This window comes from Streptomyces sp. NPDC051576, from assembly GCF_040681835.1.
Taxonomy (GTDB): Bacteria; Actinomycetota; Actinomycetes; order Streptomycetales; family Streptomycetaceae; genus Streptomyces.
The window spans coordinates 791,573-818,074 of record NZ_JBFAZO010000001.1 but is presented as its reverse complement, the minus strand read 5'-3'; the positions used below and the strand labels follow the sequence as shown (position 1 = coordinate 818,074).

General features: G+C 69.6%; 21 protein-coding genes. 5 read left to right on the top strand and 16 right to left on the bottom strand.

The features are described 5' to 3' along the window. Nucleotides 1–4 precede the first annotated feature (4 nt). From AB0M63_RS03905 to AB0M63_RS03880, 6 genes are all read right to left on the bottom strand, one after another. Entirely contained in the window at nt 5–1,066 is a 1,062-nt protein-coding gene (locus AB0M63_RS03905) for an ABC transporter ATP-binding protein (protein ID WP_366018273.1), read from the bottom strand. 8 nt (nt 1,067–1,074) lie between these two features. Beyond that, nucleotides 1,075–2,055 carry an ABC transporter permease gene (locus tag AB0M63_RS03900; RefSeq protein WP_355925274.1) on the bottom strand — a complete coding sequence of 327 codons (981 nt, stop codon included), beginning with the start codon at nt 2,053–2,055 and terminating at the stop codon, nt 1,075–1,077. 94 nt (nt 2,056–2,149) lie between these two features. Next, on the bottom strand, nt 2,150–3,958 hold the full coding sequence (locus AB0M63_RS03895; RefSeq protein ID WP_366018272.1) for an ABC transporter substrate-binding protein: 1,809 nt from the start codon (nt 3,956–3,958) through the stop codon (nt 2,150–2,152). A gap of 97 nt (nt 3,959–4,055) precedes the next feature. Beyond that, on the bottom strand, nt 4,056–5,090 hold the full coding sequence (locus AB0M63_RS03890; RefSeq protein WP_355925268.1) for an ABC transporter permease: 1,035 nt from the start codon (nt 5,088–5,090) through the stop codon (nt 4,056–4,058). A 663-nt stretch (nt 5,091–5,753) separates the two neighbouring features. Beyond that, nucleotides 5,754–7,661 carry a translational GTPase TypA gene (gene typA, locus AB0M63_RS03885; RefSeq protein WP_355925265.1) on the bottom strand — a complete coding sequence of 636 codons (1,908 nt, stop codon included), beginning with the start codon at nt 7,659–7,661 and terminating at the stop codon, nt 5,754–5,756. A gap of 236 nt (nt 7,662–7,897) precedes the next feature. After that, nucleotides 7,898–10,078 carry an ABC transporter family substrate-binding protein gene (locus tag AB0M63_RS03880; RefSeq protein ID WP_355925262.1) on the bottom strand — a complete coding sequence of 727 codons (2,181 nt, stop codon included), beginning with the start codon at nt 10,076–10,078 and terminating at the stop codon, nt 7,898–7,900. Nucleotides 10,079–10,392: 314 nt separating this feature from the next. Between AB0M63_RS03880 and AB0M63_RS03875 the strand changes: the two genes are divergently transcribed. From AB0M63_RS03875 to AB0M63_RS03860, 4 genes are read left to right on the top strand one after another with little or no spacing between them, the layout of a single operon-like run. Then, nucleotides 10,393–10,683: a hypothetical protein gene (locus AB0M63_RS03875; protein WP_355925259.1), complete on the top strand. Its 291-nt coding sequence runs from the start codon at nt 10,393–10,395 to the stop codon at nt 10,681–10,683. A gap of 18 nt (nt 10,684–10,701) precedes the next feature. Then, a complete protein-coding gene (locus AB0M63_RS03870; RefSeq protein WP_355925256.1) occupies nt 10,702–11,523 on the top strand; it encodes a hypothetical protein in 822 nt (273 codons plus the stop codon). Continuing rightward, on the top strand, nt 11,523–13,466 hold the full coding sequence (locus AB0M63_RS03865; RefSeq protein WP_366018271.1) for a fumarate reductase/succinate dehydrogenase flavoprotein subunit: 1,944 nt from the start codon (nt 11,523–11,525) through the stop codon (nt 13,464–13,466). Before AB0M63_RS03870 ends, AB0M63_RS03865 begins: the two co-directional genes overlap by 1 nt. Further along, entirely contained in the window at nt 13,463–14,233 is a 771-nt protein-coding gene (locus AB0M63_RS03860) for a succinate dehydrogenase/fumarate reductase iron-sulfur subunit (RefSeq protein ID WP_355925251.1), read from the top strand. Before AB0M63_RS03865 ends, AB0M63_RS03860 begins: the two co-directional genes overlap by 4 nt. On the opposite strand, the gene AB0M63_RS03855 is transcribed toward AB0M63_RS03860, so the two are convergent. The 4 genes from AB0M63_RS03855 to AB0M63_RS03840 form a co-directional block, all read right to left on the bottom strand. Continuing rightward, complete coding sequence (locus AB0M63_RS03855) at nt 14,214–14,549, bottom strand: hypothetical protein (protein ID WP_366018270.1); 336 nt, start codon at nt 14,547–14,549, stop codon at nt 14,214–14,216. The genes AB0M63_RS03860 and AB0M63_RS03855 overlap by 20 nt on opposite strands. Continuing rightward, nucleotides 14,546–15,541, bottom strand: a complete 996-nt coding sequence (locus tag AB0M63_RS03850; protein ID WP_366018269.1) for a phosphotransferase — start codon at nt 15,539–15,541, stop codon at nt 14,546–14,548. Before AB0M63_RS03850 ends, AB0M63_RS03855 begins: the two co-directional genes overlap by 4 nt. Then, a complete protein-coding gene (locus AB0M63_RS03845; RefSeq protein WP_355925243.1) occupies nt 15,538–15,834 on the bottom strand; it encodes a hypothetical protein in 297 nt (98 codons plus the stop codon). The genes AB0M63_RS03850 and AB0M63_RS03845 overlap by 4 nt, the downstream gene beginning before the upstream one ends. A gap of 86 nt (nt 15,835–15,920) precedes the next feature. Next, nucleotides 15,921–17,027 carry a hypothetical protein gene (locus AB0M63_RS03840; RefSeq protein WP_366018532.1) on the bottom strand — a complete coding sequence of 369 codons (1,107 nt, stop codon included), beginning with the start codon at nt 17,025–17,027 and terminating at the stop codon, nt 15,921–15,923. 1,162 nt (nt 17,028–18,189) lie between these two features. On the opposite strand from AB0M63_RS03840, the gene AB0M63_RS03835 reads away from it, so the two are divergent. Then, entirely contained in the window at nt 18,190–19,614 is a 1,425-nt protein-coding gene (locus AB0M63_RS03835; protein ID WP_366018268.1) for a hypothetical protein, read from the top strand. A 141-nt stretch (nt 19,615–19,755) separates the two neighbouring features. Here the strand turns inward: AB0M63_RS03835 and AB0M63_RS03830 are convergent, their stop codons facing one another. The 6 genes from AB0M63_RS03830 to AB0M63_RS03805 form a co-directional block, all read right to left on the bottom strand. Further along, on the bottom strand, nt 19,756–22,410 hold the full coding sequence (locus tag AB0M63_RS03830; RefSeq protein ID WP_355924359.1) for a SpoIIE family protein phosphatase: 2,655 nt from the start codon (nt 22,408–22,410) through the stop codon (nt 19,756–19,758). Between the two features lie 262 nt (nt 22,411–22,672). Next, nucleotides 22,673–23,101 (bottom strand): ATP-binding protein, encoded by a 429-nt coding sequence (locus tag AB0M63_RS03825; protein ID WP_355924361.1) that lies wholly within the window; start codon nt 23,099–23,101, stop codon nt 22,673–22,675. A 100-nt stretch (nt 23,102–23,201) separates the two neighbouring features. Beyond that, entirely contained in the window at nt 23,202–23,681 is a 480-nt protein-coding gene (locus AB0M63_RS03820; protein ID WP_355924363.1) for a (deoxy)nucleoside triphosphate pyrophosphohydrolase, read from the bottom strand. A gap of 31 nt (nt 23,682–23,712) precedes the next feature. Further along, nucleotides 23,713–23,904, bottom strand: a complete 192-nt coding sequence (locus AB0M63_RS03815; RefSeq protein WP_355924365.1) for an SPOR domain-containing protein — start codon at nt 23,902–23,904, stop codon at nt 23,713–23,715. Nucleotides 23,905–24,232: 328 nt separating this feature from the next. Beyond that, nucleotides 24,233–24,985, bottom strand: a complete 753-nt coding sequence (locus AB0M63_RS03810) for a GntR family transcriptional regulator (RefSeq protein ID WP_355924367.1) — start codon at nt 24,983–24,985, stop codon at nt 24,233–24,235. A 147-nt stretch (nt 24,986–25,132) separates the two neighbouring features. Then, nucleotides 25,133–26,398 carry a DUF4190 domain-containing protein gene (locus AB0M63_RS03805; protein ID WP_366018265.1) on the bottom strand — a complete coding sequence of 422 codons (1,266 nt, stop codon included), beginning with the start codon at nt 26,396–26,398 and terminating at the stop codon, nt 25,133–25,135. Nucleotides 26,399–26,502: the final 104 nt, after the last annotated feature.

Here is a 26,502-nt window from a genome sequence, read left to right as displayed (position 1 = left end):
CCTCCTAGCCCAGTCGGGGCTTGATCTCTTCGATGAAGATGGTCCGCTTCTGGTCCGCCGTGAGGTGGCATGCCGAGGCGCGGTCGGGGGCGAGCAGCGGGCGTTCGGTCACACAGCGGGCGCCGCCGACCCGGTCCTGGTAGGTGCAGCGGGGGTGGAAGCGGCAGCCCGAGGGCGGGCTCAGGAGGGAGGGCGGGGCGCCCGGGATGGGGGCCAGCGGTGCGCCGAGGTCCGAGTCCAGGCGCGGCATCGAGTTCAACAGGCCCCAGGTGTAAGGGTGTTGGGGTGAGCGCAGGACCTCGTTGGTCGTGCCGCGTTCCACCGCGCTGCCCGCGTACATCACCATGATGTCGTCGGCCATGTCGGCGATCACGCCGAGGTCGTGCGTGATGAAGACGATCCCGGTGCCGAACTCCTGCTGGAGGTCCTTCAGGAGGTCGAGGATCTGGGCCTGGACGGTGACGTCGAGGGCGGTCGTCGGCTCGTCGGCGATCAGCAGGTCCGGGTCGCAGACCAGCGCCATGGCGATCATCGCGCGCTGGCGCATACCGCCGGAGAACTGGTGCGGGTAGTCCTTCGCCCGTTCCTTCGGGTTGGGGATGCCGACCTTGCCGAGCATCTCCACGGCGCGTTCCCAGGCGACCCGTTTGGAGGCGCCGATGTGTTTCATGTACGGCTCGGCGATCTGGCGGCCCACCGTGTAGTACGGCGAGAGCGCGGTGAGCGGGTCCTGGAAGATCATGGCGGCCTTGTTGCCGCGGATCTTCTCCAGGTCCGACTCGCGGGCCGTGGTCAACTCCTGGCCGTCCAGGAGGATTTCGCCCTCGACGGTGGTGAACATCGGGTTGTGCAGGCCGAGGATCGTCAGGTTGGTCACGGACTTGCCGGAGCCCGACTCCCCCACGATGCCGAGGGTCTTGCCGCGTTCGACGTCGAAGGAGAGACCGTCGACGGCGCGCACGATGCCGTCCTCGGTCTTGAAGCTGACGTGCAGGTCCCGCACCGAGAGAAAGGCACCCGCGTCGGCCGGCGAGGGAGCACCGGCTTCCTTGGTCAATGTGGTCACGAGTGCTCCTAGGCCAGCCGCACGCGCGGGTCGATGAAGGCGTAGCAGGCGTCGACGATGATGTTGAAGAGGAGGATCATGGTGGCGGAGAAGATCATCACGCCCAGCAGCAGCGGCAGATCGCTGAAGAACACGGCCTGGACGGCGAGGTTGCCGAGGCCCGGCAGGCTGAAGGTGTACTCGGTGATGATGGCGCCGCCGAGCAGTGAGCCCAGGTCGATGCCGAAGATGGTGACGATGGGGATCAGCGAACCACGCCAGGCGTAGCGGAAGAAGACGTATCTGCGGGACATGCCCTTGGCCCTGGCCGTACGGACGTGTTCCTCCTGGAGCTGTTCGATCATCGCCGAGCGCGCCATACGGGTGTACTGCGCGGCGAAGATCGTGGACAGCACCACCCAGGGGATGATCAGCCCCGAGAACCAGGTGATCGGGTTCGCGGTGAAGTCGTTGTACGCCGGTTTGCTGAAGATGTGGGTCTGGTAGACGAGCAGCGCCAGCGCCAGTGGCCCCAGGAAGTAGATCTGCATCGAACTGAGCACCATCGCCCCGGCCGTGGCCGTCTTGTCGATGAACGTGCCGCGCTTCCAGGCGGCGAGCAGTCCGGTGCCGAGACCGATCAGCAGGAAGAAGAACGCGCCGCCGAGGGTGAGCGAGACGGTGGTGGGCAGACGGTCGACGAGCGTGGCCCAGACCTGGTCGTTGGTGTGGTACGAGTACCCGAAGCACGGGGCGGGGCACGGGCCTTGGGCAAAGCCGTTGCTGCCCATGACGAGGTTCTTGAGGAAGATCCCGTACTGCGTGGTGATCGGTTTGTCGAGGCCGAGCACATGGTGGATGTTCGCGAGGCTGGTCGGATTGCACGTCTTGCCGCACATCAGCAGACCCGGGTCACGTGGCATGCCGAAGAACAGCACGAAGGTGACGATGCTCAGCAGGAAGAGGATGACGACGGCGCCGAGGAACCGGCGGACGAGGAAGCGCAGCATGACAGGGGCAGCTCTCTGACGTCGGCGGGCCGCCCGGTACCCGGTGCGTCGCCCCGGGGAGGGGCGGGAGCACCGGGTACCGGACGGACGGCGGTTACTTGACGAACAGGCGACGCGGGTCGACGCCGCCGATGACGTCGTCGTAGACGAGGCCGCCGACCTTGGAACCGGCGATCTGGGTCTGCTTGTAGTACGCGGTCGGGACGAAGGCGACGACGTCCTTCACCAGGTACTCGTCGATCTTCTCCCAGGCCGCCGCGGCCTTGACCGGGTCGGTGATCTTGTTCGCCGCGTCGATGTCCGCGTTCACCTTGGGGTCGTTGACCTGCGGGTAGTTCTGCGCACCGTCGGCGATGCCGCGTCCGTCGTAGAGCGGCGGGATGACGGTCGAGGCGGACGGCCAGTCGGCGCCCCACGCGGTGTGGAAGATGTCGTAGTTGTTGTCCAGCTTGCTGACCTGGTCGTAGAAGGTCTCGGCCGGGATCTCCTGGCGCTGGACGTTGAAGCCGGCCTTCTTCAGGCCGGCCGCCATGGCGGTGGAGTACTGCTGGCCCTCGGGGGTGTTGATGTAGCCGAAGGTCAGCTTCATGTTGAGCTTGCCGGCCTTCTTCAGCAGGGCCTTGGCCTTGGCCGGGTCACCCGCGGAGTTCTTCTTCTTGCCCCACGGGTCGAACGCGGCGTTGTAGCCGGAGACGGTCGGGCTGATCGTGCCGCCGGCGGTCTCCATCGCGTCGGTGCCGCCGTAGGCACGGAGGAACGGTGTGACCGGCAGCGCGTAGGCGATGGCCTCGCGGACCGTCTTGTCCTTCATCGCCGCGTGGGCCATGTTGATGTTCATCTGTCCCACGTACGGCTGGTAGCCGGAGACCGTGCGGGACTTCATCTTCGGGTCCTTGAGCACGCTGGACAGGTTGCCCGCGTCGACCTGGTTGTTGAAGCTGATGCCGGTCTGGTCGGCGCCGCTGTCCGCGAGGAGCGCCTTCGTCGAGGTCTCGAACTGCTGGTTGAACGTGATGTTGAACTGGTCCACGTACTGATGGCGGATCGGGTCCGTCTTCGGGTCCCAGTTGGTGTTCTTCACCAGCACCATCGACTTGCCGGACTTGAACGACTGGATCTTGTACGGGCCGCTCGTCACCGGCGCCTTGTCGTACTTCGCCTGGGTGTCTCCCTTGGCCGACACGACCGCGTAGCCGGCCATGGCCAGGGCGTACGGGAGGTCGGCGTGCGGTGACTTGAAGTGGAAGATGACGGTCTTGGCGTCCGGCGTCTCCAGCACGGTGCTGGGCAGGTGCTTGCCCTTGTAGGGGCCGTCCGGCAGCAGCTTGCGGTAGTCGGCGCCGGAGGCGTCGGCCAGCCACTGCTGGAGGTAGGACGGGCCCTGGTTGATGAAGGGGGCGAAGAGCCGCTCGTAGGTCTGGCGGAAGTCGGCGGACGTGATCGGCGTCCCGTCCGCGAACTTTATGCCGTCCTTGAGCGTGTACTTCCAGGTCTTGCCGCCGTCCGTGGTGGTACCGGAGTCGGTGGCGAGGTCGCCGACGACCTCGTGACCCTTGCCGTCGTTGGTGGTGGCCTTGTAACCCGTCAGGCCTCGGTGGAGCAGGGTCGCGACCGAGCCCTCGTCCGAGACGTAGATCTGGGCCGGGTCGAGGTGGGCGTAGCTGTCACGCTGGAGCACCTCCATCGTGCCGCCCGACTTGGCGCCGGGTACGGCCGCGGCCGGTCCGGTGGAGTCCGCGGCGTCGCCGAACTTGATCGACTTCTGCTGTCTCGACGCGTTCTCCTTGTCCTTGCCGCTGTTGTCGCTCGCGTCGCTGCCGCCCTTGCTGCAACCGGTGAGCACAAGAGCCCCGGCCGCGAGCACGGAGAGCGCGGCGTATGCGTGGCGTCCGCCCCTACTCATCACTCTGTTTCCACCCATCTGTGTGTCACCAGTGCACAAAGGAATTCCCGTGCTGGATTTGCCGTGCTGGATGTGCCGTGCTGGATCCAACGGACGGTCAGCGCGCCGTCTTGGGATCGAAGGCGTCCCTGACCGAGTCCCCGAGCAGGTTGAAGGCCACGATGAAGATGATCATCGAGACGCCCGGGAAGAACATGTAGGTGATGTCGTTCGACATCACGAGTTCGGTGGACGCCTTGGAGAACATCTGTCCCCAGTCCGGCGTCGGTTCGACGATGCCCACGCCCAGGAAGGACAGTCCCGCCTCGGCGGTCACGAAGCCGGGCAGCATGTAGGTGGACTGCACGAGGATCGGCGTGACCACGTTCGGCAGGATCTCCCTGCTGATGATCCGCCAGGGAGTGGCCCCGCTGACCCTGGCCGCCTCGATGAACTCCCGTTCACGCAGCGCCAGACTGGTGCCGCGCAGGATACGGGCCAGGCTCATCCAGCCCAGGAACCACTGCACGGCGATGAGCGCCACGACGCGGACGTAGGTCGGCGTCTCGTCGGTCGGGCTCACGAAGAGCGAGACCACGACCGGCATGCTGGCGATGAAGAAGAGCTGAGCGGGGAAGGCCAGCAGGAAGTCGATGACCCGGCTGATGAAGTAGTCGGGCTTTCCGCCGAGATAGCCGGCCGCGACGCCGAGCAGGATGCCGGTGAGCACGGTCGCGATCGTCACGCAGACGGAGATCATGAGCGAGGTGCGGATGCCGTAGAGGAGCTTGGTGAACACGTCGTAGCCGTTGCCGGGTTCGAGGCCGAACCAGAACTGGCTGCTGATCCCGCCGTTGGGCTGCAGCGGCACGCCCGCGCTGTCGAAGAGTTCGGGGCGTTCGTCCGCGTACACGGTGTACGGGTCCTTGCCGTACAGCTTCGAGATCAGTGGAGCGAGGAGTCCGACGAGGAAGAAGAAGCCCACCACGCAGGCCGAGATGACGCCGGTGCGGTCGCGCTTGAAGCGGATCCACATGAGCTGGCCGGGCGAGCGGCCCTCCAGCTTCTTGGCCTCGGGTTCGGTCTGCGGCCCCGGTTCGCCGTCGACGAGGACCGAGGTTCCGCCGCCCTCGATGTCGATAGGACTTGTCACTGTTCGCCCATTTCACAGGTGTGGGTGTGCCGAGCGGGCGATCCGCGCAGGGTGTGCGCGATCACCGGTCGGAACTAGGAGAGAGGTCCGGAGCGTGCCCTGCGGCGGGAGATCCCGCAGCCGGACGCGCGTAGTTGAACGGCGGCACTAGGCCGCCGGCCGACTCCTCAGAGCCAATCTCCGTATGGGCGGGCGAGGTTGCTACTGACGGACGGCGTGTCCCACCTGGCGTTCGTGACACCACGCATGGGGCTCCTCCTCATGACTCCACGTGTTCACCAACAGGAGGGGGTTCACGTCTTTCCCCCGTCACCCCTGACGGAGGGTCAGACACCCCCTGGTGCTCGCGAGTCGGCGCCGTCCCCACGGCGCGATGACCCATTGACCCGAGCGCTACGCGGCTAACTATCTGCCATGTGTCAGGTGCCGACCACAGTCTTTAAATCTCAATTCAGTCACAGCTCACCCGTACATCTTCCAAAACATGGACAAACTGTTCGCCACGAGAAGGCCGCGAAACGGACTTGTTACATGGGTATCGGGCGAGGATCTCCGCATTGCGGACACACCGGCGCAGGGAGCGGGTGTTAAACCGGTTGCGAAAAGCCCGGGTGCCCCCAAGATGGGGGCACCCGGGCTCAGTTGGCCGGTTCCAGCCGAAGATCAGCCGTGCTTGGCGCGGCTCGCGGAGCGACCGCGCTCCTTCTGGTCGAGCACGACCTTGCGGATGCGAACGGCCTCCGGGGTCACCTCGACGCACTCGTCGTCGCGGCAGAACTCCAGGGACTGCTCCAGGGAGAGCTTGCGCGGCGGCACGATCGCCTCGAACGAGTCGGCGGCGGCCGACCGCATGTTGGTGAGCTTCTTCTCCTTGGTGATGTTCACGTCCATGTCGTCGGCGCGGGAGTTCTCGCCGACGATCATGCCCTCGTACACCTCGGTGCCGGGGTCGGTGAACAGCACACCGCGCTCCTGGAGGTTCGTCATCGCGAACGCGGTGACGGCGCCGGCGCGGTCGGCCACCAGCGAACCGTTGTTACGGGTCGTCAGGGTGCCGAACCACGGCTCGTGGCCCTCGTGGATGGAGTGCGCGATGCCCGTGCCGCGCGTACCCGTCAGGAACTCGGTACGGAAGCCGATGAGGCCGCGGGAGGGGACGACGAACTCCAGGCGGACCCAGCCCGAGCCGTGGTTGGACATGTTGTCCATCCGGCCCTTGCGGACGCCCATGAGCTGCGTGACCGCGCCCATGTGCTCCTCGGGCACGTCGATCGTCATGCGCTCGACCGGCTCGTGCACCTTGCCGTCGATCATCTGCGTGACGACCTGCGGCTTGCCGATGGTCAGCTCGAAGCCCTCGCGGCGCATCTGCTCGACCAGGATGGCCAGCGCCAGCTCACCGCGGCCCTGCACCTCCCAGGCGTCGGGACGCTCGGTGTCGAGCACGCGCAGCGAGACGTTACCGATCAGCTCGCGGTCCAGACGGTCCTTGACCTGACGGGCGGTGACCTTGCGGTCCTTGACGGCGGCCTTCGCGGAGGCGCCCTTGCCGGTGCCGCCGCGACCGACCAGCGGCGAGGTGTTCGTACCGATGGTCATCGAGATGGCCGGCTCGTCGACCGTGATCAGCGGCAGCGCGATCGGGTTCTCGGGGTCGGCCAGGGTCTCGCCGATCATGATGTCCGGGATACCGGCCACGGCGCAGATGTCACCGGGGCCCGCCATCTCGGCCGGCTTGCGGGTGAGCGCCTCGGTCATCAGCAGCTCGGTGATGCGCACGTTGGACAGGGTGCCGTCGCGCTTGATCCACGTGACGGTCTGGCCCTTGCGCAGCTCGCCCTGCTCGACGCGGAGCAGTGCGATACGGCCGAGGAAGTTGTCCGCGTCCAGGTTGGTGACGTGCGCCTGGAGGGGAGCGGTCTCGTCGTAGGACGGGGCCGGCACGGACTGGAGGATCGTGGTGAAGAACGGCTCCAGGCTGTCGCTGTCCTGCGGGACGGTGCCGTCCGCGGGCTTGGTCAGCGAGGCGACACCGTCGCGCGCACACGCGTAGACGATGGGGAACTCGATCTGCTCCTCGTCCGCGTCCAGGTCCAGGAAGAGGTCGTAGGTCTCGTTGACGACCTCGTCGATCCTGGAGTCCGTGCGGTCCGTCTTGTTGATGCACAGGATGACGGGCAGGCGCTGCTGGAGCGCCTTGCGCAGCACGAAGCGGGTCTGGGGCAGCGGGCCCTCGGAGGCGTCGACGAGCAGCACCACCGCGTCCACCATCGACAGACCGCGCTCGACCTCGCCACCGAAGTCGGCGTGGCCCGGGGTGTCGATGATGTTGATGGTGATGACGTCGCCGCCATCCTTCGGGTGGTACTTGACGGCCGTGTTCTTGGCCAGGATCGTGATGCCCTTCTCACGCTCCAGATCGTTCGAGTCCATCATGCGGTCGTCGAGCGATTCGGCGGCGTGCGCGGCGAAGGCACCGGCCTGCTTCAGCATGGCGTCGACGAGGGTCGTCTTCCCGTGGTCGACGTGGGCGACGATGGCGACGTTGCGGATGTCGTGGCGCGTGGCCATATTGCGGCGTACTCCCGGAGAGTGAGGAAGGCCTGCGCGTACGTCTGTGTTACGCGGACCCTGCCGGGCTGGACACGCCACGGCCTTACCCCATCGTACGTGGCGTACGGGGAAGGAGCCTCCGCAGGGCCTTACGGGCGGGGGCCGGAGGGGCCCGGCGCCCTTCACCGCACCGGAAACCGCCGCCCCGCGAGGAGCTGCGGGACGGCGGCCGTGCTGGTCGTGTGCGTGGGGTGTCAGTCCTTCGACGGGCTCGCCGAAGGGTGCGCCCCCTTCTTCAGGTAGCCCATGTCCTCGTAGACCGGGGTCTGGAATCCGAAGGAGCCGGCGTTGACGATCGTTCGGCGGGCGGCGGTGAGCTGGGGGCGCTGGTAGAGGGGGATCGAGCCGGCCGCCGCCCAGATGCGGGCGTCGGCCTTGCGGACCAGGGCGGCGGACTCGTCCTCGTCGAGGGTCGAGGCGGCCTGGTCGAAGAGCTGGTCGACCTGGTCGGTGCCGACGCGGGTGTAGTTCTGCTCGACGTTCAGGGATCCGTCCGCGGCCGGGACCGGCTTGGCGAAGATCGGGCGGGCGTCGGTCGCGGGGTAGGCGGACGCGGGCCAGGAGTAGAGGGCGAGGTCGTACTGGCCGGACGCGATGTGGTCCTTGAAGTAGCTGTCGTCGGACACCTTGGTGATCTCCGTGCGGATACCGACCTTCTCCAGCATGCGGGAGATGCTGTCGGCGACCGCGCGCAGCGACTCCGAGCCGGTCCCGGAGGGGAGCACGAAGCGGAGGGCCAGCGGCTTGCCGTCCTTGGCGAGCGTCCCCGTCTTCGTGCCGGCCGGGGCGGCCGTGCCCTTCGGTGCGTACGCACCGGGCGCCCCGCCCTGCTTCACCTTCCGGCCGTCGTACTGCTTGCCGTCGGCGAGGTGCTTGGAGCCCTCCTCGCCGCCGTGCCCGTGCTTCTTGGTGTGGTCCTGGGGGTCCTTGTTGTCCTCGCCGACGATGTACTGGCCGTCGGAGCCGCCCTCGGACTCGGCCTCGTCGCCGTCCTTCTTGCTCTTCTCGCCCTCGGCGCCGGCCGCCTTCTCGCCCTTCTCCTTGAGCGGACCGCCCGGCACCCATCCGGCGTCGGCGAGCAGCGCCTGCGCCTCCTCGGTGTCCTGGCCGCCGAGCGCTCCGCTGTTGTCGGCGTACGCGGCCTGCCCGGAGAGGGCGAGGTGGCTGCCGACCGGCACGGCGGGCAGGCCCAGCGGTCCGAGGACGACCTTGGCGAGCGCCTTGCGGTCGAGCGCGCGGGCCACGGCACGCCGGACGCGTTCGTCGGCGAGGGGGCCTTCGGAGCCGTTGAGGGCGAGCTGGGTGTAGGCGGGTTGCAGGGAACGGCGGACGGTGAAGGCGCGCAGCGCGTCCTGCTGGCGCAGAGCGGAGGCGAGCGCCTTGCGCTGCTTCTTGCTGAGCTTCTTCTTCTCCTGCCGGCCCTCGCCCTTGTTCTCGGTGTTCTCGTCCGTGTTCGTGGGGCTCGCGCCCTGGAGCGGGGTGCCGGTGCCCTTGGCCCGGCCCGCCAGCGCGATGCGGTTCGCGTCGGCGGGGTCGATCTCGGCGAGGTCGACGGTGCCGTCGGCGAGCGCGGCGGCCCGCTTGTCGAGCGGTACGGCGGCCAGCACGAGCTGGGAGAGCTTGGCGGGCCGGCCCCACCAGTGCGGGTTGCGGGCGAGGACGATCTCCTTGTCCTTGCGGTCGATCTTCTGCACCCCGAAGGCGCCGGCGGTGACCTTCAGCTTGCGGCGCGCCCCGTCGTTGAAGGCGTCCGGGGTGCCCATGACGTCCTTCGGGTACAGCGGCGAGAACAGCGCCTTCCAGTCGGCGTACGGCCTGCTGAAGGTGACCTTGACCTCAAGGTTGTTGGCGCCGCGCTCGATCTTCTCGATGCGGTCGTAGCCGGCGTTGCGGGCGGTCCAGTACGCGGAGTCCTTGCCGGACAGGGCGCGCCACTGGGCGGCGAAGTCGGCGGCGCCGATCTCGCGGCCGTCGCTCCACACCGCCCGCTGGTCAAGCTTGTAGAGGACGACCTGCTTGGGCTCGGTGTCGACGACCTTCGCGGACTCCAGGAAGTCGGCGTCGCGCTGCGGCCGCCCCTGGGCGTCGAGCCGGAACATGGCGGGCAGCACGGCCTGGGCGACGCGGGTGGTGGCGTCGTCGGCGTCCGACTGGAACGTGTTGAGGGTCTCCGGTACGTCGTCCACGGCCCAGCGCAGGGTGCCGCCGTCGGCGACCAGGTCGCGCCCGGCGGGCGCGATGTCCTGGGCGGCCAGCGGCTTGCCCGACTCGTCGTCGGAGCCGCATCCGGCGAGGGTGGTCACCGCGAGCGCGCCCGCGGTGAGGAAGGCGACCGAGCGCGAGATCGCGCGCAGTCCGACGCCGTCGTGGGACATCACTGCTACCTCCGGTGAGCCGCGGGCTTCTGATCACGTTTGGCGGACATTTGTCGATATATGGAGCTGATCAGATGTATGCGGCCACTGAAGAGGAAACGGTTCGGCCGCAGCGGGCGACACGGCGAGGGGTGCCGGGAAGCCCACCCGTGCGGCGCAATGTTCGAATCTGCCCCCGTACCGCCCCCGAACACACCAACGCACCCCGACCAATCCGTGCACACCGCTTCCCACCGGCAGGTGTGACGCGCAACACTCGCAGGCGCATGAACGTTGCCGTCCAGGGCCGACGCCCGCGGAAGTGAGGTCACGTCATGTCCGTGCACGACGAACTGACGTCAGTCCAGCGCTGTCTTGAGGACCTGTTCAGGTCCGTGGGACGGCTGGAGCAGCAATTCGGCAGCGGCGGCCTGGAAATGCGCAGGGTCAAGGCCGACGCCGACCGGCTGCGCGAGAGCGTCGCGCTGCTGCGCGACGCCGCACCAGGGATCGAGCGCCCCCGGCGCCCCGATCTCGTCCCCATCCCCGACACCCCCTACGACAACACCCTGTGGACGGACTCGGACGACGAGGGTCTCGGCGCCCGCGACCGCCACGCACCCTGAACCGACCGGAGTCCTGACTTGGCCACTGGTACGGAACCCCATCCGAACAGCGGCGGCGTACGCACCGGTACGCGCGCCGCGATCGACGCCCCGCATCTGCGGACCGACCGGTGGTGGCTGGCCCCGGCCGTCACCGCCGCCGGACTGCTCGCCTTCGTCGTCTACTCGACCTGGCGGGCCTTCGCGGACTCGAACTACTACTCGGCGCCCTATGTCTCGCCGTTCTACTCGCCCTGTCTGGCCGAGCGGTGCCGGACCATGCACGCGGGCCCGAACGCCGATCTCTTCGGGAGCTGGTGGGGCATCTCCCCCGCCATCATCATCCTGATCTTCCCGCTCGGCTTCCGCCTGACCTGCTACTACTACCGCAAGGCCTACTACCGGGGCTTCTGGGCCTCGCCCCCGGCCTGCGCGGTGGCCGAGCCGCACAAGAAGTACTCCGGCGAGACCCGCTTCCCTCTCATCCTGCAGAACGTCCACCGGTACTTCTTCTACGCGGCGCTCCTGGTGGCGGGCACCCTGACCTACGACACCGTGCTGACCTTCCGCGACGAGCACTACCACTGGGGCCACATGGGCCTGGGCACCCTCGTCTTCCTGGCCAACATCGTGCTGATCTGGGCGTACACCCTCTCCTGCCACTCCTGCCGGCACATCGTCGGCGGCAAGCTCAAGCACTTCTCCAAGCATCCCGTGCGCTACAAGGCCTGGCAGTTCGTCGGGAAGCTGAACAACCGTCATATGCAGCTCGCCTGGGCGTCGTTGATCAGTGTCGCGCTCGCGGACTTCTACGTGTACCTGGTCGCCTCCGGCGCTTTCGATGATCCGAGGTTCTTCTGATGTCCGTGGTCGAGCGACAGGAGTGGGACGTCGTCGTGGTCGGTGCCGGTGGCGCGGGCCTCCGGGCCGCCATCGAGGCACGTGAACGCGGTGCTCGTACGGCGGTGATCTGCAAGTCGCTGTTCGGCAAGGCCCACACCGTGATGGCCGAGGGCGGGATCGCCGCCGCGATGGGCAACGTCAACTCCGGCGACAACTGGCAGGTCCACTTCCGCGACACCCTGCGCGGCGGCAAGTTCCTCAACCAGTGGCGGATGTCCGAGCTGCACGCGAAGGAAGCCCCGGACCGGGTCTGGGAGTTGGAGACCTGGGGCGCCCTCTTCGACCGCACCCAGGACGGCCGGATCTCGCAGCGCAACTTCGGCGGCCACGAGTACCCGCGCCTCGCCCACGTCGGCGACCGTACGGGACTTGAGCTGATCCGCACGCTCCAGCAGAAGATCGTGTCCCTCCAGCAGGAGGACTTCCGCGAGACGGGTGAGTACGAGTCCCGCCTGAAGGTCTATCAGGAGTGCACTGTCACAAGGGTGTTGAAGGACGGAAGCAAGGTCTCCGGGGTCTTCGGCTACGAGCGCGAGACCGGCCGCTTCCTCGTCCTGGAAGCGCCCTCCGTGGTGATCGCGACCGGCGGCATCGGCAAGTCCTTCAAGGTGACGTCCAACTCGTGGGAGTACACGGGCGACGGCCACGCGCTGGCCCTGCTGGCGGGCGCGCCCCTCCTCAACATGGAGTTCGTGCAGTTCCACCCGACGGGCATGGTCTGGCCCCCGTCGGTGAAGGGCATCCTCGTCACCGAGTCGGTGCGCGGCGACGGCGGAGTGCTCAGGAACTCCGAGGGCAAACGCTTCATGTTCGACTACATCCCCGACGTCTTCAAGGAGAAGTACGCCGAGTCGGAGGCGGAGGGCGACCGCTGGTACGAGGACCCGGACAACAACCGGCGTCCACCGGAGCTGTTGCCCCGTGACGAGGTGGCCCGGGCGATCAACTCCGAGGTCAAGGCGGGCCGTGGCTCCCCGCACGGCGGGGTCTTCCTGGACGTGTCGACCCGGATGCCGGCGGAGGTCATCCGGCGCCGACTCCCGTCCATGTACCACCAGTTCAAGGAGCTGGCCGACGTCGACATCACGGCGGAGGCGATGGAGGTCGGACCGACCTGTCACTACGTGATGGGCGGCATCGCGGTCGACTCCGACACGGCGGCGGCCCGCGGGGTACCGGGGCTGTTCGCGGCCGGTGAGGTGGCCGGCGGCATGCACGGCTCCAACCGGCTCGGCGGCAACTCCCTCTCCGACCTGCTGGTGTTCGGACGCCGGGCGGGCTGGCACGCGGCGGACCACGCGGCAGGCCTGGCCGACAGCCGCCCGCTGGTGGACGACACGGAGGTCGACCTGGCGGCGGCGGAGGCACTGCGCCCCTTCTCGGCGGAGGGCCCCGAACCGGGCAAGGAGAACGGACGTCCACCCGAGAACCCGTACACCCTCCACCAGGAACTCCAGCAGACCATGAACGACCTCGTCGGCATCATCCGCCGCGAGGGAGAGATGGAACAGGCCCTGGAGAAGCTGGCCGACCTGCGGGTACGGGCCCGGCGCGCCGGGGTGGAAGGCCACCGGCAGTTCAACCCCGGCTGGCATCTCGCCCTGGATCTGCGGAACATGCTGCTGGTCAGCGAGTGCGTGGCGCGGGCCGCCCTGGAGCGCACCGAGTCGCGCGGGGGACACACCCGCGAGGACCACCCGGGCATGAACCGTGACTGGCGCCGCGTCAACCTCCTGTGCCAACTCACCGACGCGACGGGCGGGTTGGGGGCATCGGACCCGACAGCCGCCCAGATCGCCCTGACCCGCGAGACGACCGAACCCATCCGCGCCGACCTGCTCGCCCTCTTCGAGAAGGAAGAGCTGGTCAAGTACCTCGCCGAAGAGGAGCTCTACGAGTGAGCAGCTACGAGGCCCGCTTCAAGGTGTGGCGGGGGGACGTCAAGGGCGGCGGCCTGGAGGACTTCAAGGTCGAGGTGAACGACGGTGAGGTGGTGCTCGACATCATCCACCGCCTCCAGGCCACTCAGGCCTCCGACCTCGCCGTGCGCTGGAACTGCAAGGCGGGCAAGTGCGGTTCGTGCTCGGCGGAGGTCAACGGACGGCCCCGGCTGATGTGCATGACCCGCATGTCGGTGTTCACGAGGGAGGAGACGATCACCGTCACTCCCCTGCGCGCCTTCCCCGTGGTGCGCGACCTCGTCACGGACGTCGGCTTCAACTACCAGAAGGCCAGGGAGGTTCCGGCGTTCGTACCGCCGGAGGGCGTCGCGCCCGGCGAGTACCGGATGATGCAGGAGGACGTCGACCGCTCGCAGGAGTTCCGCAAGTGCATCGAGTGCTTCCTGTGCCAGGACACCTGCCATGTCGTCCGCGACCACGAGGAGAACAAGACGGCGTTCGCCGGCCCCCGATTCCTCATGCGGGTCGCGGAGCTGGACATGCACCCGCTGGACGCGGCCTCCGACACCGGCCTGGACCGCAAGAAGACCGCCCAGGACGAACACGGCCTCGGCTACTGCAACATCACCAAGTGCTGCACCGAGGTCTGCCCCGAGGGCATCCACATCACGGACAACGCGCTGATTCCCTTGAAGGAACGGGCGGTTGACCGCAAGTACGACCCGCTGGTGTGGCTGGGGTCGAAGATCAGGAGGCGGACTCCGTAACGCCTGTCCCGGGGACACGGCCCGTGCGTCGGGCCAGCCATTGAACGGCCTGACCCACGAAGAAGAGCCCCAAGCCGGTGGCCGCCAGGGCCATGTGGGCGAAGGGCGCGCTGTTCAGGGGACCGAGAAAGACGTAGTCGGCCAGGCCGACGGCGCTGACGACCGTGCCGTATCCCCACAAGCGGGGGCGCGGGATCCCACGTCTGCCCGCCGGCCGGACGATCCGGCCCTTCGCGATCGTCGCGATCCCCGCCACCGTCTCAGCCGCCAGAACGAGTGCGGCCATCCCCACCAGAACCTCGTGCATGGCGCTCATTCCCCCGCGAACTCCAGCACCCGCTCCAAGTGGTGCACCGCGATGCCCCGCATGAACTCCGGGTCGTGGAAGTCCCCGACGTCCAGGAGGCGCAGGGGGCCCGCCACCAGGGAGAGGTGCATGGCCAGGCGGTAGAGGCGCAGACGGTCCTCGTCGAGACCCTCGGTGCGCAGGGGGTCGTAGTGGCGGCCGAAGCGCAGGTCGAGGAAGACGTGCTCCCATTCGACGTCGAAGTACATCAGGCCTTCGATGTCGATGAGGGCGAGTTCGCCGTCGGGGGTCACGCGGACGTGGTCCCCGCCGAGTTCGCCGTGGATGAGGGCGGGGGGCGTGGTGCGGGGCCGTACCCGCGCAGCCAACTTCCGTACGGTGTCCGTGAGTTGTGGGTGGGCTTCGGCGGCTCGTGGATCGCGTGCCGGAAGTTCGTCGAGGTCGCTCAGGGCGCGCTCGACGACGACCTCCACGCATGAACCGCCGTACGAGGAACCGCCGTTGTCGACGAGCGCGACCTTGCCGAAGCGCGGGCCCGTGCAGGCGTGCAGGGTGGCGAGCAGGGCCGCCATCCGCTCCAGGGCCTGCGGCGCGGCGGCCGGGTCGTCGGCGAGCAGGTCCTCCAGGGTGCCGCCCGGGAGGTCCTCGACGATCGCCGTGTCCGCCGGGAGGTGGGTGTGCGTGGGGTCGGCGTACAGGAGCCGGGGCGCGCGGACGCCGGCTGCGGCGAGGCGGTCGGCGGCGGCCGTGAAGAGGGTGAGGCCGGAGGCGTGGGAGAAGGGGTCGCGGGGGTCGCCGGGGCCGGCGTCCCAGAGGTCCTCGTCCGGTGACCAGACGTAGGCGACGGCGGTGGAGTCGTCGTCGAAGGTGAGGCGGTAGACGCCCTTCTTCGAGCCGCCGCGCAGCCGGGTGACGGCGGTGAGGTGGCGGGCGGCGCCGGTGGCGGCGCGTGCCACATCCGCCAGGCGGTCCTTGGTGAGCGTGGAGCGTGAGCGGGTCATGGACGCACGCGTCCCGGGCGCTGGCCCAGATGCTGGAGTGTGAAGCCGCCGATGAGCAGCACCATGGTCGCGCCGAAGCTGATGTTGTCGACGGTGACACTGTGTGCCGTGGGTCCCCCGGCCAGGCCCACCGCCATACCGGCGCAGGCCAGCAGTGCGCCGTAGCCCCACAGCCAGGGCCGCACGACCCGGGTCCGCAGCCAGGGGAGTATCCAGTAGTTGCGCACTGCCGCGATCCCCACCAGGACCATGAGTCCCCAGACCGTCCAAGCCAGCGCAATGATCCAGTTCATTGTGGCCCCCCTGCCCCCGCGTGCCCCCGCGCCCTGTGCGCTTCTTCGATCATCGCATCGCCGGCCGTTGCCGACCATCCCTTGTCTCAGCGCACCCAACCGCCCTTGTACGCGGCCCAGTCGGCCTCCGTAGCCGCGAAGTCGACGTACAGGGCGACCCCGAAGTTCGCGCGGTCCGCGTCCGTGCGGGACAGGCCGAGGCGTACGCCCCGGACGGCGGCGGGGACGGTCTCGGCGGAGCCCCAGTGGTCGAAGTTGCTCTCGTAGTAGAAGGGCAGGCCCATCAGGAGGTCGGTGGATTTCGGGGTGACCTCCAGGGCGAGCGAGGTCTGCTCGGCGACATAGCCGCCGTAGAGGCTCTCCAGGGGCTGGGCCGTGTCGTACGACATCACGGCGATCTGGTCGACGCGGCGGGCGACCTGGCCGAAGTACGCCTGCGACCACCACTTGGGGTGCTCGGTGAAGGTGCCCCAGACGGAGTGGAGGGCGGGAAGCGGGTCGATCTGGTGGGCGGCGACGGAGAGGACGGCGTGCCGGGACTCGGTGACCTCGTGCAGCCTGTCGAGGAGGTCGAGGTAGTCGACGTCGTCGGAGTGGAGGGGTTCGAGGTCGAAGTGGGCGCCCTCGAAGCCGGCGGCGAGGATCTGGCGGGTCGAGGCGACGATCGCGGTACGGGTCGCCGCGCGTCCCAGGCGCAGGCCGTCCGGGCCCTCGGTGGCGAGCACGTCACCCAGCCAGGCCTGGACGCGGACGCCGGGAAGTTCCCGGTGCACCGACTCGATCAGCCAGGCGGCCTTGGGGTAGTCCGACGCCGGGAGCGTGCCGTCGTGCTCCAGAGGGCCCGAATGGACGTACAGGTCACGGATACCGGTGCCCTGCAGACGGCGGGCCAGCGCCTTCACATCCGCGTCGGTCTTACGCCCGTCCACCCAGGCGTGGCCGAGCCAGATCGCGTCCCGGTTCCTGGTGTAGGTGCCGTCGGCGGGGTCGCCGGTGTAGTTCACGCGGAGGGCGATCTCGGCGGCGAGGATGGGGAGCAGCAGGACGAGAACGAGCCCGAGGACACCGCGCCGCGCCCACCGGACCCACTTCTTCCGTCCACCTGCGCCTCCCGGGCTCGTCTCGTCGCCGGGGGCGGGTGGCCCTTGCGGGGGTGCCGTGCCATCGACGGCTTCGGGGGCCCGGCCGGTCAGGGAGGCCTGGGCGCTCACTCCGCTCCGGCCGCCTATCCAGGCCCTCGGCTCCCCGGACCCGGCCTCGTCGCCGTCCACCGGACCGCCCCCGAGGTCCCCCACCTCGGCCACCGGGCCGACCGACGCGTCTGGTTCCTGAGCCTTCAGCCCTGCCGACCCGTCTGTGTCCCGAGCCTTCAGCCCCGCCGACGTCTCTGTTTCTCCGGCTCTGGGGTCAGCCGCCGTCTCCGCCCCAGCGACTTCGGGACCCGCCAACACGCCCCTGCCCCCGGCTCCCGAACCAGCGGGCACGGCTTCCTCGCGCGTGTCCGGACCGGTGGGCGCATTCGCCTTGCTAGTGGTCGGGCGCGCTGCCGCATCCGGCCGCCCGATCCCCGAACCAGCCGAGTCTTCCCTCTCCGCCGCCTCCGGGTCCGCCACTCCGTCCCCCTCACCTGCCCCCGACCCAGCGGACGCTTCCCGCTTGCCGACCCCCGGGGCCACCGGAACCCCGCCATCTCCGACCTCCGATCCGGTCGACACAGCCGGCGCTTCCACCTCCCCGGACTCCGAACCCACGCCCATCCCCGAACCAGCCGAGTCTTCCCTCTCCGCCGCCTCCGGGTCCGCCACTCCGTCCCCTTCTCCTGGCCCCGCCCCCGCGGACGCGGACGCTTCCCGCTTGCCAACCCCCGGGTCCACCGACACCCCGCCATCTCCGACCTCCGATCCGGTCGACACAGCCGACGCTTCCACCGCCCCGGACTCCGAACCCACGCCCATCCCCGACCCCGCGAACGCTTCCCCCCTCCCGACCCCCGGGTCCACCGACACCCCGCCATCTCCGATCTCCAGTCCGGTCGACACAGCCGACGCTTCCCTCTCCCCGGACTCCGAACCCACGCCCATCCCCGCTCCGCTCTCCGCGCCCCCGACCTGCCCCATCCCGCGTCTCCCCTCCCCAGAGCCGTACGCCCCGCACCTCACCCGCCCCTCCCCCACCCCCGCGTCCCACCCGGCCCCGCCCCGGTCGCGCGCCCGCTTTCCTGCTCATACGCTCCGAAATGTGACGTCATCCTTGATACGGGGCCGGCCGCGGCACGGTGCCTCTCACATATCCGTGCGGGTGGCGCATGCCGTGGTGGGTGGGGCGGCCGGGGTCGTGTGGCTGGTGTTGCCGGTGATGACGATCAATGCGGAGGCTCCGGTTGCGGCGGCCCGGGGCGGGCCTGTCGCGGCCGAGCGGGAGGCCGAGGGCTCGGCCTCCGCGACGGATCTGGTGCTGCCGCTGGCCGCCGTGGGCGGGGTGGGGATACTCGCGGGGTACGGGTACCTACGCCGCACCCGTAGGGCCCGTACCCGTACGACTCCCGGTGTGATCTCGCCCCACCCCCCGATGACCCCGCTCCCCGTACTGGAACGCCAGGCCGGTGCCGCACTCGTCCAGGCCGACGACTGCGTCCGCACCAGCCGCGACGAACTCGCCTTCGCCGAGGCCCGGTTCGGGGCGGAAGCCGTCGAACCGTTCGCAGGGGCCCTGCGCGAGGCCGAGCGCGAACTGTCCGCCGCGTTCGCGATACGCCTGCGCTACGACGGCGGGGTCCCGGAGGAGGAAGCCGCCCGTCGGCACGCGCTCGCCGGCATCGTCGGACGGTGTGCCGAGGCCGGGCGCCGGCTGGACGCGGAAGCACCCGGGTTCGATCAACTCCGGGCGCTGGAGCGGGGGATGGCCGAGGCGCAGGAAGTCGCGGAGGGGCGGTTCCGTGAACTGGCGGGCCGTACGGGGGCCGTGGAAGCCACCCTCGCCGACCTGACCACGCGCTACCCGGCGTCCGCGACCGCGACAGTCGTCGGATACGGCGAACAGGCCAAGGACCGGCTGGTGTTCGCCACGACCCATCTCAACCAGTCCCGCCAGGCAGCCGATTTGGGAGATACCGCCAGGGCGATAGGGGATCTCCGCGCCGCCGAGGGGGCCATCAGCCAGGCCGACATCCTCCTGAACGGCATCGAGCGGCTCGCCGATTCACTCACCGCGGCCGCCGGTCTGGTCCCGGCCGCCCTCACCGGCGCGGAGGCGGAGATCGCGAGGGCCACAGCGAAAGCGGCCGAACTCCGCTCCCACCTCACTCACGCCGACACCGTCCTGGCCACCGTACGGCTAGAGATGACCAGCGGGCCGTACGACCCCCTCGACGCCCTGCGCCGCATCGTGCGGGCCGTGCGGGCGCTGGGCGGGGGACGGGACGGCGTACTCGGTGCCGCCGCGCTCCTGACCGGCCGTCATGATGTGGACCCGGCCGACGACTTCGTGACCACACACCGGGGCGCGGTGTCCGCCGGCGCGCGAACCCTGCTGGCAGAAGCGCAACGGCTGACCGGTACCGACCCCGGCGCGGCCGGTGAACAGGCCCTGAAGTCCCGGGAGTTGGCCGAACAGGACGTCCGCGTACACGGAAACCCACACGCCGGCACCGACGAACCCACGAGCGGAATGAGCGGAGCCGTCCTCGGCGGAATCGTCCTGAACGAGACCCCGGACGGCGGCCCACCCCTGAGCTTCGGCGGACCGGAGACACGCAGACGCCGGGGTCTGCCGCCGACGTAACCCCCACAAGACAACCGGCCGACCGGCGGAGTCGGCGGAGTCGGCGGAGTCATCCTCAGCGGGCCTCCCAGGCGAACAACCCGACAGCAGCCCACCTCTTCAGATTCGCCAGCCCGGGAACGCGCCCCCGCCGAGCCCCCCTCAGAACAGACTGAGCAACGCCTCCGCCGGATCCACCATCCCGTTCTCCCCGTCCGGCAACGGCAGTTCGAACCACACCGTCTTGCCGCGGGGCGTCCGGCGTGAGCCCCAGGCCGCCGACAGGAGACCGACCAACTGGAGCCCCCGGCCGCCCTCGTCGGTGTCTCGGGCGCGGCGGCGGCGGGGTTGGACGAGCCCCGCGTCCCAGACCTCGCAGACCAAGGTGCGGTCCAGCAACAGACGGAGTCTGATCTCGCCCTCGCCGTACCGGAGCGCGTTCGTCACCAGTTCGCTGACCAGCAACTCCGTTGTGTCGATGAGGGGTTCGAGGTCCCAGGACTGGAGTCGGGCGCGCGCGTACTCGCGGGCGCGGCCCACGCTGCGGGGCTCGCGGGGCAGGGTCCAGTCGCCGACGGAGTCCTCCGGCAGGCCCTGGACGCGGGCCATGAGGAGGGCGATGTCGTCCTCGCCGTGGTGGGTGTCGAGGGTGCTGAGGACGTGGTCGCAGACGTCCTCCAGGTCGCGGTGGCTGTCGGTGGTGACCGGCGAGCCATGGGAGCCCGGCGCGTGGGGCGGGTCGGTCAGGGCGCCCACGAAAGCCTGGAGGCCCTCGTCCAGGGGATGGTCGCGGGATTCGACCAGTCCATCCGTGTAGAGCGCCAGCAGCGCGCCCTCGGGCAGTTCGACCTCCACCTCCTCGAAGGGCTCGCCGCCGACACCGAGCGGCATGCCGGGCGGGACGTCGAGCATCAGGGCCGGCTCGCCGGGTTCGACCAGGACCGGCGGGAGATGGCCCGCGTTGGCGAAGGTGCAGCGCCTGGTCACCGAGTCGTAGACGGCGTAGACACAGGTCGCGAGGTACACCTCGGAGAGGTCGGCCTCGCGGGGGCGGCGGGCGGCCCGAGTGGCCTGCTGGACTCCGCCGGGTGTGCCGAGGCCGCGGGCGATCTCGTCCAACGCGGAGAGGACTTCGGCCGGTTCGAGGTCGAGGAGGGCCAAGGTGCGGACGGCAGTGCGTAGTTCGCCCATCGCCACCGCCGCGCGCAGGCCGCGGCCCATCACGTCGCCCACCACCAACGCCGTGCGGTGGCCGGGGAGTTCGATGACGTCGAACCAGTCGCCGCCGACCTCCGTGGCCGCGTTCCCGGGCAGATAGCGGCAGGCGATGTCGAGGCCGGAGGCCTCCGGATCGCCGGGCGGGAGGAGGGACCGTTGCAGTATCAGGGCGCGTTCGTGCTCGCGGCGGTACAGGCGGGCGTTGTCGATACAGACGGCGGCCCGCGCCGCCAGCTCCACCGCGAGATCCCGGTCCCGGTCGCCGAAGGGCTCGCTGCCCTTCGTACGGGCGAACTGCGCGAGTCCTACGACCGTGTCGTGGGCGACCATCGGCACGGCCAGCGTGGACTGGACGGGGCCGCCCTCCTCGGCGGGGACGTACTGCGGGCGGGCGGTGCGCAGGGCGTCCGCGCAGGGTGAGTTGAAGGGGTAGTGGTGGACCGCGCCCACGGCCACGGGTGCGCCGCCGCCGACGAAGGGGGCGTCGGAGACCGCGCTGGCGAAGGCCACCCGGCGCAGTTCCGCACTGCCGTCGGCCCGGCCGGGCGGGGTCTCGTCGCCCGCCAGGAGGCCCTGGTAGAGGTCGACGGTCGCCAGGTCGCAGAAGCCGGGGACGACGACGTCGAGGAGTTCGCGGGCCGTGGTCTCCAGGTCGAGGGAGTTGCCGATGCGGGCGCCGGCCTCGTTCAGAAGGGCGAGATTGCGCCGCGCGGAGGCGGCCTCGCGGGCGGCGGCGCGGCGGGCGGTGACGTCGGTGCCGAGCCAGGCGATGCCGATGGGACGGCCGCTGCCGCTGTGCACGCGGTAGAGGTTGATGGACCAGTGACGGCGCTCCTCGGAGCCCGGCACGAAGCCGGTGACGTGCATGTCCGTGATGGAGTTGCCGGTCTCCAGAACGCGGCGCAGGGTCGCGGTGACCCGCTCGGCCTCGGGTGTCTGCAGGTAGTCCTGCACCCCCCGGCCGCGGTGGTCCTCGGGGCTGCCGCCGAAGACGTTGGCGATCTGCTGGTTGGCGCGCCGGACCCGCAGGTCGGGGTCGATCAGCAGGAAACCGAACGGAGATTGGCCGAATATCGACTGCGAGGCGGCGAGATCGGTCTCTATCCGGCGCAGGATGCGGACGTCGACGACGATGCAGAGCGCGGCCCGCTCGCCCTCCTCGGTCCGCGTCGGCATGACATAGACCTCGGCGAGACCCTCCTTGCCCGGCTCGCCCTCCTCGGTCTCCGCCACCCGGAAGGGGACCACCCCGGTCCACTCGCGGCCGTCCAGGATCTCGGCCATCTTCCGCTGGCCGCGCTCGCGCAGCTCGGGGTCGACGAACGCCTCGATGGGGTCCATGCCCACCGCGCGCTCGGCCGGAATACCGAAGAGCTGCTCGGCCCGCAGGCTCCACTGGTCGACGAGCCCGTCGGGGCCGATGGAGAAGGAGGCGACCTTGATGTAGTCGTAGATCGAGCCGGGTGGGCTGCTCTGCCACATGGTGTCGCCGACGGACGTCGAATCGCCGCCGGGCACGTCGAGGTAGCCCGCGGCCTCAGCCCTCGCGCCGTCCGACGGGTCCTCGGACTCCGTGGCCTTCGCTGGTATCTCGCTCACGCGAACCGTCCCCTCCAGCTCACCGCGTCCGGCACCGGTCACCGGGGGCGGCTGCCCGCAGTATCCAGCACTACGGCGCCCCACAACACGGTGTTCACGATCACAGGACAATCCCGATGCATTTCGGACCGGCCTGCGACAACACTTCCAGTCTTCTAACCAGCGGACACGCAGTCGAACCACGCGGATCGACAACCGTCACAGGCCTGAACCAGTCGGTGGACAGCGCTGTCCGGTCCGTACAGCCATGGGCGACCTCGGTTCACTCCGGGAGGGCCAGCTCGAACCACACCGTCTTGCCCGTCTCCCCGGGCCGGGTTCCCCAGCGGACGCAGACGCGGGCGACCAGTTGGAGGCCGCGGCCGCTCTCGTCCTCGGGGCGGGCGACGCGCTCGCGGGGCGGGTCGGGCAGCGGGTCGGAGACCTCGACCAGCAGCACTCCCCGCGGTCCGACCGGGCGGACCAGCCGGACGCCGATGGGCCCCGTGGCGTGCCGCAGCGCATTGGTCACCAACTCGCTGACCAGCAGCGCCGCGATGTCGGCGAGGGTGTCGAGGTCCCAGTCGCGCAGTTGGCCGCGGACCGCCGAGCGCGCGGTGCGGACGGCTCCGGGCTCGGCGGGAAAGGTCCACTCGGCGCAGTCGCCTTCGGTGTCGATCAAGCCGATCACATCCCGGGCCAGCCAGCTCACCCATGTCCGATTTCATGGGGTTAATGGGCACATACCCGATATCCCATGCCCGGTACCGTCCCCGAGGGCGCACTGTGGCACGAACGGCGTACACCGAGTCCTAGCGCGCTCCACCGGCCCGACGCACGCCGACGCGGCGCGCCTCCGCTTCCAACAGTGCGAGCGTCTCCCGTACGGCGGGCACGTCCTGGTCGAGCCAGTCGACGGTCCAGATGTCGGCGGGGGCCAGCCAGCGCAGCTCGTCGTGGTCTTCGAGGGGCTTGGGCCGGGCCGAGCCCGGGAGCAGCCGGGCCGTCCAGACCTGGAGGACGTACGGCGGCTTCAGCGGCCACTCCCCCGGGACGCGCTCGACGGTCTCGGCGTCGACGCCGAGTTCTTCGCGGAGTTCACGCACCAGCGCGGCCTCGGGGTTCTCGCCGGGCTCGACCTTGCCGCCGGGCAGCTCCCAGCGCCCGGCCAGGTCGGCGGGTGCGCTGCGGCGGGCGGCGAGCAGGCGGACGCCGGGGCCGGCACCCTCGCCATCGGTGTCGCCGCCGCTGCCGAACAGGGCGGCCCCGACCACCACGATCCGTTCCCTCATGAGCCGGAGCCTACGGGGTGCGGGGGTGCGGTCAGTTGCGGGTTCCGTTCCCGTTCTGACCGATCTGCTCGACCCAGTAGAGCTGCTTGTGCCCGCGGTCGTCGAGGCTGTCCGCGATCTTCTGGGCCTCGGCGCGGGTGGCGTACCTGCCCACGCTGTAGCGGTTGCCGTTGTCGTCCTGCCGTATCACGAGCCAGGGAAGAGTGATCGTGCCGTCGTTCATCGCGCCCCTCCGCTTCCCGCTCGCGGTTCGTGCCGTGCCCCACCCCATAAGGAAACCGCAGTACGCATATGCCGGAGCCTACGCCTAACCTTCACGCAGCGAATACGCCTTTACACAAAGAGGTACGCAACCAGCCAGAACGCAGGGGGCGCACGATGCCGAACGCGCCGTAGGCGCACCTCGATACATCCGGTCGGAGGCACGCTACAGGCCCCGTGAACGACCTGCGAGAAAGACCGGAATCCAACGGCGGGCAGGGCAGGGCGAATTGACCGGTTCCGGAGGCAAGTCCCTTAAGGGGCGCGTTACTTCATCGCAAAGGAGTGCGCTACTTCACCGGCAGGTGGTACGCGATCCGGTAGCGGTCGGCCGGGACCACCACGTCGGCCGTCTCCACCGGGCGGCCCGAGGCGTAGTACGTGCGCTGGATGACCAGGACCACATGCCCGGGGACGCCCCCCAGGGTGAGCAACTCCTCGGCGAGGCCCGGCCGGGCGCCGACCTCCTCCGTGACGTTGTCCACGACGACGTCGATGGCGCGCATCCGCTCGACGACCCCCATGCCGCCGAGCGGGCCCTCCTCGGGCAGCATCACGGGCGTACGGCCGGTCACCGCGAGGGGTTCCCAGGACGTGGAGAGCATCATCGTCTCGCCGGCGTCCCGGAACACGTACTTCGTGCACATCACGCGCTCGCCGGGCTGGAGCGCGAGCCGCTCGGCGATCGTGCCGCTCGCCTCGGCCTGCTCGCTGCTGGACTCCCAGGTGCCGCGCGCCTCACCCTCGGCCTGCTCCTGCCGGAAGGGGGTCGCACCGGTCGGCGGCCGGAACCCGGAGCGGGAGACACGCCTCGGCACGGGACGCTCGCGCACATACGTCCCCGAGCCGGAGCGGCCCTCCACCAGCCCCTCGGCCATCAGCACCTTGCGGGCTTCGAGCGCGACCGTGTCCGAGACGCCGTACTCCTCGCGGATTCTGGCCTGGGAGGGCAGCCGGGTGTGCGGGGGCAGCCTGCCGTCGACGATCTTCTTGCGGAGATCACCCGCGACGCGCAGATACGCCGGCTGCTCACCGAATGTCACTGGCCGCTCCCATCAGGTTGTACAGACAGCAACAGCCTGGCAACCGTGGGTTGTGCTATGCAAGCAAAGGCCAGAGAATCACTCGATGTGATGACTTATTCCCGGCGTGGGCTTTACCCAGGCACTTTCTCCCCGCTATAGGGGCCGTCACACCTCCATGCCGCCGCTGTCTCCCCCGCTCTCCCCGCCGCTGTCGTCGCGGTCGTACGACGGCGGGGTCGTGGCGAGCCCCAGAGCCTTGCGGGCGGTGACCGACTTCTGGGGGTCGATGAGGTCGGCGCCCTTGTCGTAGTGCGCGTAGAACTCGTCGGCGTCGGAGGCTCGGGCCGCCTTCGCCCACTCCTTCTGCGCCGCCCGCAGGTCCTTGACCAGGTCCCCGACCTGCCGGTCGGAGCCGTCGATCCACTGGTGGCCGTCCAGCAGGTCGGCCTGCTTCGTCAACGCGGCCGAGACCCGGCCCGCCCAGGCCTTGTGCCCCGGCAGGTCGTCCTCGACGTACTGCGCGTCGGGCGCCGAGTCCAGCGCCGCGTTGAGGACGTGGGCCGCCTTGAGATACGCGACCTGGTCCGAGTCGAGGGTCGTGGCGTCGTTGCGCAGCGAACCGCCGGGCAGACTCGCCTCCGCGTCGGTGTTGCCGAACACGCAGGTGATCTCGCGGTCGCCGAAGCTCCAACTGTCCTCGGTGGGCGTGACGTAGTAGATGTCCACGTCGTCCGGTACGGCCCAGCCGTCCATCGCGTACGAGTCCTCCAGCGCGTAGCACCTGTCGTCGGCGGTGGCGGTGACCTTCTTGTCCCCGGGATACGTACCGCCGCTCAGCGGCACGACCGCGAACACCTCGCCGTCGTGCTCGTCGGCGCAGGACACCACGTCGAAGTCGTACGCCATGCCCTCCAGCGAACCGCTCGGCGCGTCGAAGCACTCGCCCTTCACCGGCGAGGCGCTCGTGTTGTTCCGTGCGCTGTCCTTCACATCGTCCCAGAAACCGGTCGCGGCACCGGTCACCCCGAGCACCCACACCATCAGCCCGAACGCCGAGAGCACCATGCCGGCCGCCGCCATGCTCCGCCCGCGCTCGCCCCGCTTCTTGATCTGGTTCAGCGCGATCAGCCCGAGGACGAGCCCGACACCCGGTATGCAGCACAGGATGCCGAGCACGAGCGCGGCGACGGACATGCCGTTGAGGGGCGCGGGGTTGTTGTACGGGGAGTAGCCCTGCCCCCAGGTCTGATAGGGCTGCGGCCCGTAGGGGCTCGGGGGACCCTGAGGGGCGGGCGCGGCCTGGGGGTACGGGGCGTAGGGGGATGGCGACGGCGGGGCGTACGGGTTGAAGGGCGCCTGCGGGAGGGGAGCCGGGCCTTCGGGACCCTGGGTGGGCGGCACTTGGGGGTCCGGGGGCGGGGGTATGGACACGGGCACCGTGCTCCTGGTTCAGGCGGGATCTGCAGATGCGGAACTGATGTCAGAACCGATGTCGGAACTGTTGTACGACTCGCGCATGGTAGGCGCGGGGTGAG

Bases quoted from the DNA above. Each gene is read 5' to 3' on its own strand.
- AB0M63_RS03900 (WP_355925274.1), bottom strand. From the start codon at position 2,055: ATGCTGCGCTTCCTCGTCCGCCGGTTCCTCGGCGCCGTCGTCATCCTC.
- AB0M63_RS03895 (WP_366018272.1), bottom strand. From the start codon at position 3,958: ATGAGTAGGGGCGGACGCCACGCATACGCCGCGCTCTCCGTGCTCGCG.
- typA (WP_355925265.1), bottom strand. From the start codon at position 7,661: ATGGCCACGCGCCACGACATCCGCAACGTCGCCATCGTCGCCCACGTC.
- AB0M63_RS03880 (WP_355925262.1), bottom strand. From the start codon at position 10,078: ATGTCCCACGACGGCGTCGGACTGCGCGCGATCTCGCGCTCGGTCGCC.
- AB0M63_RS03875 (WP_355925259.1), top strand. From the start codon at position 10,393: ATGTCCGTGCACGACGAACTGACGTCAGTCCAGCGCTGTCTTGAGGAC.
- AB0M63_RS03865 (WP_366018271.1), top strand. From the start codon at position 11,523: ATGTCCGTGGTCGAGCGACAGGAGTGGGACGTCGTCGTGGTCGGTGCC.
- AB0M63_RS03855 (WP_366018270.1), bottom strand. From the start codon at position 14,549: ATGAGCGCCATGCACGAGGTTCTGGTGGGGATGGCCGCACTCGTTCTG.
- AB0M63_RS03850 (WP_366018269.1), bottom strand. From the start codon at position 15,541: ATGACCCGCTCACGCTCCACGCTCACCAAGGACCGCCTGGCGGATGTG.
- AB0M63_RS03845 (WP_355925243.1), bottom strand. From the start codon at position 15,834: ATGAACTGGATCATTGCGCTGGCTTGGACGGTCTGGGGACTCATGGTC.
- AB0M63_RS03835 (WP_366018268.1), top strand. From the start codon at position 18,190: ATGACGATCAATGCGGAGGCTCCGGTTGCGGCGGCCCGGGGCGGGCCT.
- AB0M63_RS03820 (WP_355924363.1), bottom strand. From the start codon at position 23,681: ATGAGGGAACGGATCGTGGTGGTCGGGGCCGCCCTGTTCGGCAGCGGC.
- AB0M63_RS03815 (WP_355924365.1), bottom strand. From the start codon at position 23,904: ATGAACGACGGCACGATCACTCTTCCCTGGCTCGTGATACGGCAGGAC.